The 15,603-nt window shown below is 55.9% G+C and carries 13 protein-coding genes; 6 read left to right on the plus strand and 7 right to left on the minus strand.

Annotated features, from left to right (window positions below; translation table 11 throughout):
• Positions 1–55 precede the first annotated feature (55 nt).
• Positions 56–595, plus strand: a complete 540-nt coding sequence (locus BFV67_RS20915; protein ID WP_069598862.1) for a GNAT family N-acetyltransferase — start codon at positions 56–58, stop codon at positions 593–595.
• A 71-nt stretch (positions 596–666) separates the two neighbouring features.
• Positions 667–1,005 carry a lysozyme gene (locus BFV67_RS20920; protein WP_008503124.1) on the plus strand — a complete coding sequence of 113 codons (339 nt, stop codon included), beginning with the start codon at positions 667–669 and terminating at the stop codon, positions 1,003–1,005.
• Here the strand turns inward: BFV67_RS20920 and BFV67_RS20925 are convergent.
• Entirely contained in the window at positions 984–1,586 is a 603-nt protein-coding gene (locus BFV67_RS20925) for a response regulator transcription factor (RefSeq protein WP_023294761.1), read from the minus strand. The two genes, BFV67_RS20920 and BFV67_RS20925, sit on opposite strands and share 22 nt — an antisense overlap.
• Positions 1,587–1,740: 154 nt before the next feature.
• Positions 1,741–2,499 (minus strand): SDR family NAD(P)-dependent oxidoreductase, encoded by a 759-nt coding sequence (locus BFV67_RS20930; protein ID WP_069598863.1) that lies wholly within the window; start codon positions 2,497–2,499, stop codon positions 1,741–1,743.
• A 119-nt stretch (positions 2,500–2,618) separates the two neighbouring features.
• Between BFV67_RS20930 and BFV67_RS20935 the strand changes: the two genes are divergently transcribed.
• The 3 genes from BFV67_RS20935 (at position 2,619) to BFV67_RS20945 (ending at position 6,177) form a co-directional block, all read left to right on the plus strand.
• Positions 2,619–3,518: a LysR family transcriptional regulator gene (locus BFV67_RS20935; RefSeq protein WP_008503127.1), complete on the plus strand. Its 900-nt coding sequence runs from the start codon at positions 2,619–2,621 to the stop codon at positions 3,516–3,518.
• Positions 3,519–3,568: 50 nt separating this feature from the next.
• Entirely contained in the window at positions 3,569–4,594 is a 1,026-nt protein-coding gene (yhjD, locus tag BFV67_RS20940) for an inner membrane protein YhjD (protein WP_023345067.1), read from the plus strand.
• Between the two features lie 260 nt (positions 4,595–4,854).
• Complete coding sequence (locus BFV67_RS20945; protein ID WP_008503129.1) at positions 4,855–6,177, plus strand: MFS transporter; 1,323 nt, start codon at positions 4,855–4,857, stop codon at positions 6,175–6,177.
• Positions 6,178–6,270: 93 nt separating this feature from the next.
• Here BFV67_RS20945 and BFV67_RS20950 read toward each other — a convergent pair whose 3' ends face one another.
• Complete coding sequence (locus BFV67_RS20950) at positions 6,271–8,313, minus strand: AsmA family protein (RefSeq protein ID WP_069598864.1); 2,043 nt, start codon at positions 8,311–8,313, stop codon at positions 6,271–6,273.
• A gap of 65 nt (positions 8,314–8,378) precedes the next feature.
• Complete coding sequence (pdeH, locus tag BFV67_RS20955; protein ID WP_008503227.1) at positions 8,379–9,152, minus strand: cyclic-guanylate-specific phosphodiesterase; 774 nt, start codon at positions 9,150–9,152, stop codon at positions 8,379–8,381.
• Positions 9,153–9,381: 229 nt separating this feature from the next.
• Between pdeH and kdgK the strand changes: the two genes are divergently transcribed.
• Positions 9,382–10,311 carry a 2-dehydro-3-deoxygluconokinase gene (gene kdgK, locus BFV67_RS20960; RefSeq protein ID WP_044597503.1) on the plus strand — a complete coding sequence of 310 codons (930 nt, stop codon included), beginning with the start codon at positions 9,382–9,384 and terminating at the stop codon, positions 10,309–10,311.
• A 57-nt stretch (positions 10,312–10,368) separates the two neighbouring features.
• Here the strand turns inward: kdgK and BFV67_RS20965 are convergent, their stop codons facing one another.
• The 3 genes from BFV67_RS20965 to hmsP form a co-directional block, all read right to left on the minus strand.
• Complete coding sequence (locus tag BFV67_RS20965; RefSeq protein WP_008503229.1) at positions 10,369–11,862, minus strand: M16 family metallopeptidase; 1,494 nt, start codon at positions 11,860–11,862, stop codon at positions 10,369–10,371.
• A 227-nt stretch (positions 11,863–12,089) separates the two neighbouring features.
• Positions 12,090–13,376 (minus strand): dicarboxylate/amino acid:cation symporter, encoded by a 1,287-nt coding sequence (locus BFV67_RS20970; RefSeq protein WP_021242141.1) that lies wholly within the window; start codon positions 13,374–13,376, stop codon positions 12,090–12,092.
• Between the two features lie 159 nt (positions 13,377–13,535).
• Positions 13,536–15,542 (minus strand): biofilm formation regulator HmsP, encoded by a 2,007-nt coding sequence (gene hmsP / locus BFV67_RS20975; protein WP_023294766.1) that lies wholly within the window; start codon positions 15,540–15,542, stop codon positions 13,536–13,538.
• Positions 15,543–15,603 lie beyond the last annotated feature (61 nt).

Below are 15,603 nucleotides of genomic sequence, written 5' to 3' on the forward strand. Positions count from 1 at the left end.
TGTTGAAATAAAGTGACAACCCTAAAATCATTTAAAATGTTTCAGGAGAATCTGAATGCCAGTTTTAATTACCCCTCGCCTGAACTGCTCGCCTTTACGAGAAGAAGACTGGCCCTTTTTTCTGACGCTACAGCAGCATCCCGACGTCATGCGCTTTGTGGCGGAAGACCGCCCCGTCGCGGCGATCCGCGAGGCGTTTGATTCGCGCCTGACGCCCTGGACGCCAGGCAGCGCGCACTGGCTGTGCCTCGTCGTGCGTGACGCCGCTTCCAGGGCTCCGTTGGGCGTCACCGGGTATATTCATCGGGAGGAGGATTGCGCTGAGGTCGGTTTTCTTTTCGCTCCCGAGGCGCAGGGGAAAGGTTACGGCTTTGAATCCCTGAAAGCGCTTTGCGATTACGCTTTTCATCAGGGCGGTATACGTCGACTTACCGCCACCGTCACCGCCGGGAATGTCGCCTCACGACGTCTGCTGGAAAAAGCCCGCTTTTGCCTGGAGGGCGAATTACGCGAGAGCTATTACCTTGCGGGACGTTGGCATAATGACTGGTTATTTGGTTTATTGCGGCAGGAATATCTGAATAACAATCCCTGATCAATAGCCATTTGGCGGATATTTCTCGTACCTCATTTCCACTACAGTGTCGCCATTAAGAGGAAATGAATATGAAAGAGCATGCGCTGAAAATATCTTCTGCCGCCATCGCGTTAATAAAGAAACATCAGGGTCTTTCTCTGGAAAAATATCGTGACGAAAAAGGATTATGGGTTATCGGCTATGGCCACGTTATCCGCGATCAGGAGCATTTTCACGGCCCTGTCACACCTCTGGAGGCTGAGACTTTGTTGCGCGAAGATATCCGGTTGTGTGAAGCGCTGCTGCGGGAAAATATGACACGTCCATTAACCCAACAGCAGCATGATGCGCTGGTGATGATGATATTCAGTTTCGGAGAGATAACGTCGCTCCCAAACGCGCTTTTTCAGGCCGTCGCCCGGGTATAATACATGGCTGCCTGCGTTCTGTTTTTCACGTCCAGCCGCCGGAAAAGCGCCTCGAGGTGCGCTTTTACCGTGGCCGCACTGATGTTCAGATTGCGGCCAATCTCTTTATTCGACTCCCCCGCCGCCAGCAATTTCAAGACTTCGCGCTGGCGCTCGCTCAAGGATAATAATGCCTGAGGCGACGTCGGCTCTCTGACCCACTCTCCGGGAAAACAGACCATCCCTCTGGATACCGAATCCAGTACGGCGGAAAACCGTTCGGGATTGGCGTTTCGGGGAACAATGGCCATGACGTTTCGCTGCCGCAGCTGCTCAGCACATTTGGCCTCTTTTTTCGCCAAAATCAGAATCACTCGTATCGCCGGAAAGCGATGCAGGATCGCTTCCAGCAAAGTGCTCCCTTCGTCCTGAATTAAATTCCCATCAATCATGACGATAGCCGACGGTGAAGCAGAAATCTGAGTCCATAAATCTTCTGCCTGACAGGTCCCAGTTATATTTATTTCCGGAATCAACCTCTGAAGACTGTGTATCGCTCCGTGAATAAAGAGTGACTGCCTGTCAAACATGATTACTCGCATCGTTTTTTCCCCTCTGAGAATAGCGAAGGGGGATTCTACAGAGGCATTATTTAAGAAAAAACTCAACGAATGGATACGTTACAAATCCCCGGGGTTCTTTATATCTGTCAGTATTTAGACACATTTATCTTAAGGATTTACTCAAGCGCATACCTCACAGGAACATACCGCCTGATACTTCAATACGTTGCGCATTCATCCAGCCCAGTTTGTCGCTGAGCAGTGCCGCAATGGCATCGCCGATATCGTCAGGCAGCCCCACCCGTCCCAGCGCCGTCTGGGACGCCAGCATCTGGTTGAGCTCCGCGTTGTCGCGCACGTGTCCGCCGCCAAAGTCGGTTTCTATCGCGCCAGGCGCAATGATATTGACGGAAATGCCGCGCGCGCCCAGCTCTTTCGCCTGATAACGCGTCAAGACTTCCATTGCTCCTTTCATCGCCGCGTAGGTCGCCGATCCCGGCTGGGTAAAACGGGCCAGCCCGCTGGAGACGTTGAGGATCCGTCCGCCGTCGCTAAGCAGCGGCAGCAGGCGCTGCGTCAGGAAGAAAGGTCCTTTGAAATGAACGTTCAGCGCCTCGTCAAACTGGGCTTCCGTCGTGTCGGTATAAGGCGCATATAAACCCGTCCCGGCATTGTTCAATAAATAGTCGAACGTTTCACGCTGCCAGACGCTCTTAAGGGTCTCCTGAAGCTGTTGGGCAAAATGCTCAAAACTCGTGATAACCCCGACGTTGAGCTGCAATGCCGCCGCGTTGACGCCTTTTTCCTGAATTTCATGCACAACGTCCAGCGCTTCCTGCTGGCTGCGGTTGTAGGTCAGCACAATTCCCGTGCCGTCTGCCGCCAGCTTTAAGGCAGCGTTTTTACCCAAACCACGGCTACCACCCGTCACTAATGCGATACGTTCAGTCATCATAAACCTCGTTTTGGCTGTTATGGAGATTGAGTAAGAGCTTATTAGGTGATAGAAAATCAATAAAGATGAGTTAAAACGCTTCACTGTTTCATCACAAACAACAATGAGCTACATCTATGGATAAAATTCACGCAATGCAGCTGTTTGTTCGCGTCGCGGAACTGGAGAGTTTTTCCCGCGCGGCAGAAACATTAACGTTGCCGAAAGGCAGCGTGTCACGACAGATTCAGGCCCTCGAAAACCGGCTTGGCACCCAGCTATTGCACCGCACCACCCGCCGCGTCAGCCTGACGCAGGACGGTATGGTCTATTACGAACGGGCAAAAGATCTGCTGGCAAACCTCGATGAGCTGGACGGTATGTTTCTGCACGATCCCTCCAGCATCAGCGGACGGCTCCGCGTGGATATGCCCGTCGCCGTAGCTCGAAATTTAGTCATCCCCAAACTGCCTGCTTTTCTGCAGCATTATCCGGGCATCGAGCTGGAGCTCAGCAGCAGCGATCGTCTGGTGGATGTGATCCGCGAAGGGTTTGACTGCGTGGTACGCGTCGGCACGCTGAAAGATTCAGGGCTTATTGCCCGACCGTTGGGCAAGCTGTCGGTGATTAACTGCGCCAGCCCGGATTATCTGGCGCGTTTTGGCTACCCGGAAACGCTGGACGATTTAGGCTCCCACGCCGTCATTCACTACACCGCTACGCTGGGAACTCGCCCACAGGGCTTTGAGTTTTATAACGGCAGTACGACGCAGTGGATAAAAACGGGAGGGGTGTTAACTGTTAACAGCACCGAAACTTACCAGGCTGCCTGCCTCGCCGGGCTGGGCATCATTCAGGTTCCGCGGGTTGGGGTGCGAGATTTACTGCGCGCGAAGAAACTGATTGAAATTCTCCCGCAATACCGGGCCGAACCAATGCCTGTCTCCCTGATTTATCCCCACCGGCGCAACCTCTCCCGCCGGGTACATCTGTTCATGGAGTGGCTGACCGAACTCACAAAAGCTTACGTGGACTAGTCGCAAGCTATAATTCAGTAACATCCAGCCAAACGAAAAGGAAAAGACGCGTGACGCCGGAAAATAACCCGCAACGACCCACCCAACATTTAGAGTATGAACCCATCAAGAAGATGGAGACCGAGCCGGAAGAGACCAGGTCTACAGGTACCGCCAGCAAAGCGCTGGGGACCGTCACCGGTATTATCGCCAGAATTCAGCAGTTTCCCATGATTGCGCATCTGATACGTGCGACCGAACGCTTTAATGACCGCATGGGAAACCAGTTTGGTGCCGCCATCACCTATTTTTCCTTCCTGTCGATGATCCCGATCCTGATGGTGTCGTTTGCGGCGGCCGGTTTTGTGCTCGCGTCGCACCCGACGCTGTTGCAGGATATCTTTAACAAAATCCTGAATAACGTCAGTGATCCAACCCTTGCCAGCACGCTCAAAAGCACCATCAATACCGCCGTCCAGCAGCGCACCACCGTCGGTATCGTCGGTTTGCTGATTGCCCTTTACTCCGGCGTTAACTGGATGGGCAACCTGCGCGAGGCCATTCGCGCCCAGTCGCGCGATGTCTGGGAGCGTAAGCCGCAGGATCAGGAGAAGATTTGGGTGAAGTATCTCCGCGACTTTGTTTCGCTGATTGGCCTGCTCGTCGCGCTCATCGTGACGCTGTCCATTACCTCCGTGGCGGGCTCGGCGCAGCAGATGATCATCTCCGCGCTCTACCTTGATTACATCGAATGGCTGAAGCCCGCCTGGCGCAGCATTGGGCTGGCCATTTCCATCTTCGCCAACTACCTGCTGTTCTTCTGGATCTTCTGGCGCTTGCCGCGCCATCGCCCGCGCAAGAAGGCGCTGATCAGAGGGACACTGATCGCGGCGATAGGCTTTGAGGTGATTAAAATCGTGATGACCTACACCCTGCCGTCGCTGGTGAAATCCCCTTCCGGCGCGGCGTTCGGCTCGGTGCTGGGGTTAATGGCGTTCTTCTACTTCTTTGCACGTTTAACCCTGTTCTGCGCCGCGTGGATCGCCACTGCCGAGTACAAAGACGACCCGCGAATGCCGGGCAAAACGCACCGTTAACGCCTCTCCCGGGCTGAAATTTCAGCCCGATTCATCATTTCAGCATATAAATCCAGTCCGTAACTTTTATTTAACCGAAAACCAGTTTTATTGACTGATATTTAAAATCTGTGAAGCATTTCATAGACGTGTTTTGGCTGGCCTGAAAATTATCCGCTTTTTGTTGCTTTTATCACCAGGTCGCGGCTTTGTTACAGATTGAAATGTCGCTTTTGCTGTGCGTAATATGGCCTTTCGTTCGACAAAAATAAGAAAATATTATGCAAGCAACCGCCACCACACTCGACTCAGAAACGGAAAACGTTCCGGTAAATTCGCGCAATAAAGTTGTCGTCGCCTCGCTGATTGGCACCGCCATCGAGTTCTTCGACTTTTACATTTACGCCACCGCGGCGGTCATCGTCTTCCCGCACATTTTCTTCCCGCAGGGCGATCCGACGGCGGCCACGCTGCAGTCCCTGGCGACCTTTGCTATCGCGTTTGTTGCGCGTCCGATTGGCTCTGCGCTGTTTGGACACTTTGGCGATCGCATCGGACGTAAAGTGACGCTGGTGGCCTCGCTGCTGACGATGGGGATCTCCACCGTGGCCATCGGCCTGCTGCCGACGTATGAGACCATCGGCATTCTGGCGCCGGTCCTGCTGGCACTGGCGCGTTTTGGTCAGGGTCTGGGCCTGGGTGGTGAATGGGGTGGCGCGGCGCTGCTGGCCACCGAGAACGCCCCGGCGCGCAAGCGCGCGCTGTATGGTTCCTTCCCGCAGCTTGGCGCACCGATTGGCTTCTTCTTCGCCAACGGGACGTTCCTGCTGCTCTCCTGGCTGCTGACGGATGAACAGTTCATGAGCTGGGGCTGGCGTATCCCGTTTGTCTTCTCAGCCGTGCTGGTGCTGATTGGCCTGTACGTGCGAGTTTCTCTGCATGAGACCCCTGTTTTCGCAAAAGTGGCCGCGGCGAACAAGCAGGTGAAAGTGCCGCTGGGCACGCTGCTGACCAAACACGTCCGCGTGACCGTACTGGGCACGTTCATCATGCTGGCCACCTACACGCTGTTCTACATCATGACCGTTTACTCCATGACCTTCAGTACCGCCGCCGCGCCGGTTGGGCTGGGTTTGCCGCGTAACGAAGTGCTGTGGATGCTGATGATGGCGGTGATCGGGTTTGGCGTGATGGTTCCGATTGCGGGCCTGCTCGCGGATAAGTTCGGTCGTCGCGCAAGCATGATCACCATCACCACGCTGATCGTTCTGTTTGCTCTGTTCGTCTTCCCGCCGCTGCTGGGTTCAGGCAGCCCGGCGCTGGTGATGGCCTATCTGCTGATTGGCCTGAGCCTGATGGGGTTGACCTTCGGCCCGATGGGTGCGCTGCTGCCGGAGCTGTTCCCGACGGAAGTGCGTTATACCGGCGCGTCGTTCTCCTACAACGTCTCGTCTATTCTGGGCGCCTCCGTTGCGCCGTATATCGCCACCTGGCTGCAGGCAAACTATGGCCTGTTCTATGTGGGCGTTTATCTGGCGGCCATGGCGGCGCTGACGCTGATTGCGCTGCTGCTGACGCACGAGACGAAGCACCAGGCTCTGTAAGCTAATGCCGGGTGGCGGCTACGCCTTACCCGGCCTGCGATTCAAATGTAGGCCGGGTAAGCGCAGCGCCACCCGGCAAAAACAGGCCGCTCCTTACTTCTTCATCTGTGACAAAATGTTCCGGCACTGATTCGCCTCGCCTTCTGACGGCGAAATCAACGCCAGCAGCGCTGCGGCGGGGGTAACCAGCGTCGCGAGGGCTGCGGCCACCGCGCCACGCGCAATCAGCGGTCCGGGCTTCACGCCCGCCTGCGGATTTTGGAAGGTTCCGCGCACGTACAGCGGCGAGCGCAGGGTGATGATACGGATCCCCTTACTTTCCGGATCGATGGTCAAATCCAGCTGTTCGGACGCCATACTGGCGGTACCGGTCACGTTAATCACCGCATTTTCCGTGTCGAAGGCAAAAATCTGCGGACGCGCCACGCCGTTAACCAGATCCAGATTGGCCGCCGCGCAGTTCACCCGCACCTCATCATCACCGAAGATTTGCCCGATGATATAGTTCCCGACGTTCAGGCCCAGGATTTCCATCAGGTTGCGGCTCACCAGCCCGTCGTTCATCAGCAGCTTCAGGTTGCCATTACCGCTGCCCAGCAGCGCCGCCACGGAGTTCCCCACGCCGCGGATGTCGGCATCGCCGTTCATCTCGCCGAGCGTCTTCTGCATCAGCTCGACGTTCGGCATCAGCGCTTTCAGCTTAAGCCTGCGCGCCTGAATCTCCGCGCGCCCCTGCATCGGCTTTTTATCGCCTTCCAGGTGAATGTTGGAGGAAATCGTCCCGCCCGCCATGCCAAACTTCAGCGGCTGCAGGCGCAGGTCGGCGTTTTTGAGGATGATATGCGTCGAGAGATCGCTCAACGGCAACGTGCTGCCATGCTCAATCTTACGCCCTTTGAAGCGCACATCCGCATCCATCACGTTCCACTTATCGGTTTCAAAGCGATCGTAAGGCAGCACTTTTCCCGCAGGTTGAATGTCCTTTTTCACCTCTTTTGACTTCGTACCTTTACCGGAATCCACGCCGATCAGCGGGCCGAGATCGGCCAGACGCAGCTGGCGGGACTCAACGTCCCCTTCCAGCTTCGGTCTCGGTTTTCCGGTGGTGTAGGTCAGCGAGCCGTGGATATCGCTGTCGCCGATGCGGCCGTTAAAATCACGGTAGTCAAAAACCGACGATTTTTCGCTGTCGATTTTGGCGACCAGATGCCCGTCCGTTTCGAACGGCGGGGTATCCGGCAGCAGCACGCCGGTCAGTTCATACAGCTCGCCCAGCGAATCACCGGCAAATTTAAGCTGAAGATCGACGCCGCCCATGTTCATCGGGTCGTTAACCGTTCCCACGAACGCCACGCGGGTGTTACCGGAGCGGAAGTCCGCCTGCACCGGGAACGGCGTGCCTTCGCTCCGGAGCGCCAGCATGCCGCCTATTTTCCCTTTACCGCTGAGCGGCTGGTCGTTGTAGCGTCCTTTTGCCGTCAGGCCGAAGACATAGTCGCCCACGCTTGCCGTTTCACCTTTGGCTTTCGTCCCCGTGACCTCGCTAAACGGCAGCGGCTTGCCCAGCGGATCGACCAGGATCTCCACGTCGGCCTTGCTGACCTTATCGTCGATGGCGATCCGCCCGCGATCGAAAAGAATATTGTCCAGACGGAATGACCACGAAGAGGGCTGGGCATTCGGATCTTTTTCGCCGTCGCTGGCAAGGTTAAACGTCCAGTTATTGTTTTTTTCAGAGAGGCGAATCAGGCGCGCATCGGGCTGCTGGAGCTTGATCCACGGTAGATAGACGGTTTTGGTCAGGAGCGCGAGCGGCGCCAGCGTGGCTTCCACGCGCGGCAGATGCACCATGGTCACTTCGGGGATATCCGGCGGGTTACCGAGAATGATGTCGTCGGCGTGGACGTGCGGCCAGGGGATCCAGCTTCGCCAGCCGGGCTCCTCTTTCTGACGCTCCCACACGACCCCTAAATCACCGCGTATGGCGAAGGGGCGGTTCAGTTCGGTTGAGACTTTCTGGTTGATGGTCGGCTTAAGACGGTTCCAGTCAAACGTCGCAATAATGATGGCGACGACCACGATCAACAACAAGAAAATCCCTGCTGTCCAGGAGATCACCCTGGTTGTTCTTGTCATTTTTGTCCCCTTTCCTGATGACCTGTCCTGTAAAACTATAGTCCAGACAAAGGGAAGCGGGCTTATCAGAGGGTTGTTATCACGCTATCGAGGCGATCCATGGGTACCGGTCGGGAGAGGAAATAGCCTTGCGCCGCCGCGGCAGGCGAGCTTTGCACATCACGCCACTCTTCCAGCGTTTCCACACCTTCAACAATCACGCCCTGGCAATAGCGGTTCATCAGCTGTAATAACAGCGTAAACAGGTTCCGCCCTTCCGGGGTCTGACGCAGCATAATGAACAGATCGCGGGCCACTTTAATGTAGTCATAACGCACTTCACTCAGGGCCGAAAAGTTTGCCATGCCGGTGCCAAAGTCATCCAGCCATAGCGGGCCGTATTCGCATATGGAGGCGAACGAGGAGTCCTGCGGCAGGCGGACATGCTCCACCAGCTCAAAGCGCACCCACGGCAGGGTGGCGATCAGCGCCTGCAATTTCGCGTTCTGACGCAGCGCCAGCAGAGTGGGGCCATCAACATTCACCGAGGCGAGGATATCGTGCTGTTCGAAAAAGGGCTGCTTCGTTGCAAGCATACGGAGCTGCTCTTCCAGCACGTCAAGACGCTGGCGAACGGCCACTTCGGCAAAATAGCGATCCGGTGCGATGCGCTGGGTAGGGTTTGAGGGATGCGTCACGACGGTCAAAATTTCAATGGCCATCAGTCGACCGTCTGTTCGGTATATCGGCTGATAGGTATACGCACGCTCACATTGCAGCCAGTAGCGATGCTCCTGCAAGTTCTCAATACTTGCCTCAGGCGTGGTGCTCAGCCGCTGGATAACCTGCTCTGACTTCATTTCAGATGTCCTGTTGTTGGGATGGCCTTTCTGGACTCGTCACAGGATTATCGGCGCGACAATTGAGAACTTTATGTTCAATTCACCGGGAAAATGAAATTAAGATGACAGAAATGCGCAGGAACACGCGCTGGCTCAAATAAAATAATGGAACGTTGTTTTAATATAGTTGACCTGTTAATTCACTCAGCGCACACTGCTGATCATTCTTCTGTTCAGGTTCACGATTATGTCTAAAAAAATTGCCGTGATTGGCGAATGCATGATTGAGCTGTCACAAAAAGGCGCGGAAGTGAGCCGCGGATTTGGTGGCGATACGTTAAACACCTCCGTTTATATTGCCCGCCAGGTTGCGCCTGAGGCGCTCACCGTGAACTACGTTACCGCCCTGGGGACGGACAGCTTCAGCCAGCAGATGCTTGAGGCCTGGCAAAGTGAACATATTGATACCTCGCTGATCCAGCGTATGGAAAACCGCCTGCCGGGTTTGTATTACATTGAGACCGACGACACCGGCGAACGCACGTTTTATTACTGGCGTAACGAAGCCGCGGCCAAATTCTGGCTGGAGAGCGAGGATGCCGCGGCCATCTGCGAAGCGCTGGCGACCTTCGACTATCTCTATCTGAGCGGGATCAGCCTGGCGATCCTGAGCCCCACCAGCCGTGAAAAGCTGCTCTCGCTGCTGCGCGAATGCCGTGCTAACGGCGGCAAGGTCATTTTCGATAACAACTACCGCCCGCGCCTGTGGGCCAGCCGTGAAGAGACGCAGCAGGTCTATCAGCAGATGCTGCAATCCACCGACATCGCCTTCCTGACGCTCGACGATGAAGACGCCCTCTGGGGGGAGAAACCGGTAGAGGACGTGATTGCACGCACGCAAGCGGCTGGCGTGAGCGAAGTGGTGATTAAGCGCGGTGCGGAGTCGTGCCTGGTCGCGATTACGGGTGAAGCGGCGATTGAGGTTCCGGCGGTGAAGCTTGCCAAAGAGAAAGTGATTGATACCACGGCGGCGGGTGATTCATTCAGCGCGGGCTATCTGGCAGTACGCCTGACGGGCGGAACGCCGGAAGCGGCGGCACAGCGTGGACATCTGACGGCCAGCACGGTGATTCAGTATCGCGGGGCGATTATTCCGCGTGAGGCGATGCCTGTTTAAGTAGGGTGCGGGCTGATGCCCTAACCCTCTCCCACAGGGAGAGGGTTAGTCTACATATTACTGCCCTTGCGGGATATCCGTCGCGTCCGGGTGTAAATCATCAGCCGTCGCGGCCTGCGTCGGCTGCGGCGCGGTCGCCATGATGGAATCCCAGGTCTTCTGAAGTTCCTTCATGTCATATTCCGGCTCGCCCTTCGGCTGCAGAAGGATCAACGCCATCTCCTGCGACAGCTGCTGTCGGAGATCCTGGTTGAGCATTTCGACGGTCAGACCGTTCAGGAAATCCTGACGAAGCTTCTGGTACTGTTCCGGCGCAATATCCACCACCTGATTCTGCAGGGAACGAATACGCTGGCTGATCAGAATATCGGTATCGGCGCGCGCGTAGGTCGCAAACAGCTTCTGCAGCTCGAGTTTTTTCTGCGCCACAAGCGCGTTGAATTCCTCTTCGGAAAGCCCCTCTTTACGCACTTTTGCCAACTCTTTCGCGACGACACCCAGATTGGCATTCAGCTTATCGCCCGGTGATTCAACGTTAATGGCGCATTGCGCACGCTGGAACAGCACGCGGCAGTCAAAGCCAAGACCGATATTCTTCACGTTATTCTTACTGAGCGTCTGCTGAACGTGCCAGAACAGCGCTTCACGCGCCAGGTCGGCACGCCAGTATCGCAACAGCGCCGCGGACTCACGGATGGGCTGCCAGGCGTTATCCCACATCACGGAGAGTCGGTCCTGACGCACGGTGTCCGTCATAATGCTGACAGGCTCTGCACGCAGCGGGGAGAGTGTCGGAACAGGGGCAGGCGATTCACGCTTGCCTTTCAGATCGCCAAACGCTTTGTTGATCTGCTCCACCACCGCGCGGCTGTCCACGTTACCCACCACGATCAGCGTCATCGCGTCCGGGGTGTACCACTTCTGGTAGAACGATTTCACCTGTTCGGCGTCCACCGGCTGTTTTAGCGGCTCGGCAGGGTCATGTCCCAGCAACGTCGAGCCTTTCAGGCGGTAACGCCACCAGCCCTCTTTGGTATCACCAGGCCAGGTCGCCACCATGTCGCTGTTGCTCAACGCATAGTTGACGGTGTCCGGCGTAATTGCCAGATTGCCGGAGGCATCGGAGAGATACGTCAGGGCTTCTTTAAGCAGATCGTTGCGGTTATTAGGCAGGCTCAGGTTAAACATGGTGTAGTCATACGAGACCACAGCCGGAGGAAGCGGGCGTTTCGGATCGATGGCCTGTTGCCAGAGCGAACGCACCTGAACCGCTTGCAGGCTGCCGCTCTGCGTGAGCGCCAGCCGGGGAATAAAGTGGCTGAAACCGGTTTGCTGGGTGCTTTCCGTGAGGGAACCGGTATTAACAGACAGACGGATTTCAATACGGTCACTGGGACGTTGCGGCGTGGCTAACACCTGCCACTGAAAACCGTTCGCTAGTGTCCCTTGTTGCCAGGCCGGGTCTGGCTGGAGCGCATCTGCCTGCACATAACTGGCTGCTGCCATCATCAGCAAACCGCCGGTTAAGAGTCGAATTTTTGTGCCCTGCATGTGAACCCCTGATCAACATTCCTGGTTAAAAAAGAGTGCCTCGCGACGCGCTTCACTCTTAAAGATGACGATGAAAACACGTCGATTAGACCGCGCGTTCGGCAAAACGTCACGGTCCGAAGTGAAATATACCCAAAAAAAATCTTGTCGAATTATGACAGGTATGAACAGTTATTATGCGCAGGAGCCCGCATCCCCACAAGGGAATACGGGCTTTTGTGACAAGATTAAGAGGATAAGCCAGGATTTTTGCTGTCAGTTGAACGATTATTCAGAGTATCGTCGAGCTTTTTGTGATCCAGCTCTTTCACCCATTTCGCGACCACTACCGTTGCCACGCCGTTACCCACCAGGTTGGTTAACGCACGCGCCTCTGACATAAAGCGGTCAATACCGAGAATCAATGCCAGGCCCGCCACCGGCAGGTGCCCCACTGCAGAGATAGTGGCTGCCAGCACGATAAAGCCGCTGCCCGTTACGCCCGCCGCGCCTTTAGAGGAGAGCAGGAGAACCACCAGCAGAGTGATCTGATGGAAAATATCCATATGGCTGTTGGTCGCCTGTGCGATAAACACCGCCGCCATCGTCAGGTATATCGAGGTGCCGTCCAGGTTGAAGGAGTAGCCCGTCGGGATCACCAGCCCCACCACCGATTTACGACACCCGAGTTTCTCCATCTTATCGAGCATGCGCGGCAGCGCCGATTCTGACGAGGAGGTTCCCAGAACAATCAGCAGCTCTTCGCGGATGTAACGGATAAATTTGAAGATGCTGAAACCGGTCGCGCGGGCGATGGAGCCCAGCACCACCACCACGAAAAGAATACAGGTGATATAGAAACAGATAATCAGCTGACCCAACTGGACCAGCGTACCGACGCCATACTTACCGATGGTGAAGGCCATCGCACCGAAAGCACCGATGGGCGCCAGGCGCATGATCATATTGATGATGCCGAAGATGACCTGCGAGAAGCTTTCGATCACGTTAAAGATAAGCTGGCCTTTGCTCCCCAGGCGGTGCAGGGCAAAGCCAAACATCACGGCGAACAGCAGCACCTGGAGGATGTTTCCGCTGGCGAACGCGCCAATGACGCTGCCAGGAATGACGTCCAGCAGGAAGGCCACCACGCCCTGATCCTTCGCCTGTTCGGCATAGACCGCAACCGCTTTGGCATCCAGCGTCGAGGGATCGACGTTCATCCCCGCACCTGGCTGCACCACGTTAACGATGACCAGACCAATAATCAGCGCAAGGGTACTGACCACTTCAAAATAGAGAAGCGCCACTGCACCGGTACGGCCAACCGCCTTCATGCTTTCCATGCCAGCGATGCCCGTGACGACCGTACAGAAGATCACCGGAGCGATGACCATTTTGATGAGCTTAACGAACGCGTCGCCAAGCGGTTTCATTTGCGCGCCCAGTTCAGGGTAATAGTGACCCAGCAGAATACCGATGGCGATGGCTGTCAGGACCTGGAAATAAAGACTTTTGAAGAGTGAGGTTTTCATAGGGTGTCCTTGGGAAGAAAAACCACAGGCTTTGTAAGGTTATGGTTAACCTGCGGCTTTAAAATAACACCCGCATAACAGGACAGAAATAAACTCAGTTCAAATTTGAAACACAAATGTTAAGAAATTTGAGCTGGCTCGCACAAGCCAGCAACAAAATTACACTTTTGCGTTATTGTCAGCACCAGAAAGGTATCGTTCTTCAAAGACATCCGAAGGCACTGCGGGGGCAAACAGGAAACCCTGCCCGCTCTCCACGCCCGCCTCTGCCAGCCAGGCGCGTTGCGCGTCGGTTTCAATTCCCTCGGCAATAAGATGCAGGTTGAGGCTGCGCGCCATCTGGATAATCGCCTGCACCATGCTGCTGTCGTCCGGCAGACCGTCGACAAACGCTTTGTCAATTTTCAGCACATCCACCGGAAGCGTCTTCATGTGCTGAAGCTGGCGCAGCCCGGCGTAGCCCATGCCAAAATCGTCCAGGGCAATGCGAATGCCGGCATTACGCAGCGGCTTAAGAATCGCGACCGCCTCATTGGGGTCGTCAATGCGTCGACTCTCCGTCACTTCCAGGGTCAAGGTATCCGGTTTGATGCGGTAACGATGGATCAGCTCCAGCATCTCAGAAACCATGGTCGGGTGCATAAGCTGCATGGCAGACAAATTGACCGACAGCGGCAGCGTTACGCCGCGCTCCTGCCAGGCGGCAAGCTGACGACAGGACTCTTCGAGCACCCAGTAGCCGACGGTGACCATCAGGCCGCAGGACTCGATGCGCTCAATCAGCCCTTCCGGCAGCTCCCATGTGCCATCCGGCTGCTGCAGACGCAGCAGGGCCTCGGCGCTTTTTACCTCTCCCGTCCGCAGATCCACCTGCGGCTGCAGCCAGAGGGCAAACTGGCGGTTATCCAGCGCGGTCAGGATGTCACTCTCTTCCGTCAGGCGCTGCTGCGCCTTTTCCATCTGCGCCGGGTCGAAGAACTGGATTTGGTTTTTCCCTTTGCGCCGGGCGGTAAAGGCCGCCGAGAAGGCGCGGCGATAAAGCTGTTCCGCGGTCAGGTCGCCATAGAACATGGCAATCCCTATACTGGCACTCGGGCGAAGCTGGATACCCTGAATCGGCAGCCGCTCATTAATGACAGTGAGTACTTGCTGACCTAACGTGATCGCATGCCAGGGTTCTTTTACGCCGTTGGCAATCACCACCAGGTCGTAACCGCTGACCTGGGTCAGCACCATGCGCGGGGCAAGGACAGATTTGATCTTTTCCACCAGGGTGAGCAGCAGCATTTCGCGCTGACTCTCCTGAAGCACGCCAGCCGTGTCCTGCAGGGTTTCACAGGCAATGACCATCAGCGCGGTGGTTTGCTGGCGCTCAACGGTTTGCTCCAGCATCGCCATCAGGAACGCTTTATTGGGAAGCTCCGATACCGGAAAACGGGTGGCGCTACTGTTCATCTCATCCTGCTGACGCTGGATGCGCTGCTGGTTGAGGTTGTAGCTGCGCACCAGCATGCCGATCTCATCGTCATGATGCAGACGCGGCAGCTCAAGCTGGTGTCCCATCTGATCCTGCGGCGCAAGCGTGTTCAGCTCGCGGGCGATACGGCGCAGGGGATGGACAATCAGCCGGTTAATGCACCAGGTCAGCGCCACGCTGAGAATAAGTGTCATAAGTAAGCAAGTGGTCACTAACGTAACCACCCAACTCATGACGAATTTATACATGCGGTAGGAGTCTGCCTGTAACACCAGGTAGGCCAGCGGCTGCGGATTGGCAGGGCGCTCAAGCGAATAGACGGGTAGCGAAATTTGCACCGGCAGCTCAAACAGGCGCATCACCATCATCGGGACGGGACGCTCCGGGATAAAGCTCATCCGCAGCGCCTGAAACTGATTGGGTAGCACGACGTCCGCCCGGCTCACAACACCGGCTGGCTGAATACGTTTCAGAATGGTTTCCGCTTCGGGGATATCTCCTTTCAGGATAGAGGCAGACAGCGGGCCGCGTACCGAGCGGGCGATACTTTCTAATTGCGAAGCCGTGTTATAGCGATTCTGCTGTACGGAATGAAACAGCAAAATTACGCAGAAGAGCAGGACAAACAGCATGGTGACGGCAGAGACCATCGCCATCTGTTTGATTGTTAAGGAACGGCTGACACGCAAAATGACTCTCCACAAAACTCGAAGCGCAGGGCGCGCCAGGGTGTAAACCTGGCGCGCCTGA

The organism is Enterobacter roggenkampii (genome assembly GCF_001729805.1).
GTDB classification, from domain to species: Bacteria; Pseudomonadota; Gammaproteobacteria; order Enterobacterales; family Enterobacteriaceae; genus Enterobacter; species Enterobacter roggenkampii.

Excerpts from the sequence above, each read along its gene's own strand:
- BFV67_RS20915 (WP_069598862.1), top strand. The coding sequence starts at position 56 with ATGCCAGTTTTAATTACCCCTCGCCTGAACTGCTCGCCTTTACGAGAA.
- BFV67_RS20920 (WP_008503124.1), top strand. The coding sequence starts at position 667 with ATGAAAGAGCATGCGCTGAAAATATCTTCTGCCGCCATCGCGTTAATA.
- BFV67_RS20925 (WP_023294761.1), bottom strand. The coding sequence starts at position 1,586 with ATGCGAGTAATCATGTTTGACAGGCAGTCACTCTTTATTCACGGAGCG.
- BFV67_RS20930 (WP_069598863.1), bottom strand. The coding sequence starts at position 2,499 with ATGACTGAACGTATCGCATTAGTGACGGGTGGTAGCCGTGGTTTGGGT.
- BFV67_RS20935 (WP_008503127.1), top strand. The coding sequence starts at position 2,619 with ATGGATAAAATTCACGCAATGCAGCTGTTTGTTCGCGTCGCGGAACTG.
- BFV67_RS20945 (WP_008503129.1), top strand. The coding sequence starts at position 4,855 with ATGCAAGCAACCGCCACCACACTCGACTCAGAAACGGAAAACGTTCCG.
- BFV67_RS20950 (WP_069598864.1), bottom strand. The coding sequence starts at position 8,313 with ATGACAAGAACAACCAGGGTGATCTCCTGGACAGCAGGGATTTTCTTG.
- pdeH (WP_008503227.1), bottom strand. The coding sequence starts at position 9,152 with ATGAAGTCAGAGCAGGTTATCCAGCGGCTGAGCACCACGCCTGAGGCA.
- kdgK (WP_044597503.1), top strand. The coding sequence starts at position 9,382 with ATGTCTAAAAAAATTGCCGTGATTGGCGAATGCATGATTGAGCTGTCA.
- BFV67_RS20965 (WP_008503229.1), bottom strand. The coding sequence starts at position 11,862 with ATGCAGGGCACAAAAATTCGACTCTTAACCGGCGGTTTGCTGATGATG.
- BFV67_RS20970 (WP_021242141.1), bottom strand. The coding sequence starts at position 13,376 with ATGAAAACCTCACTCTTCAAAAGTCTTTATTTCCAGGTCCTGACAGCC.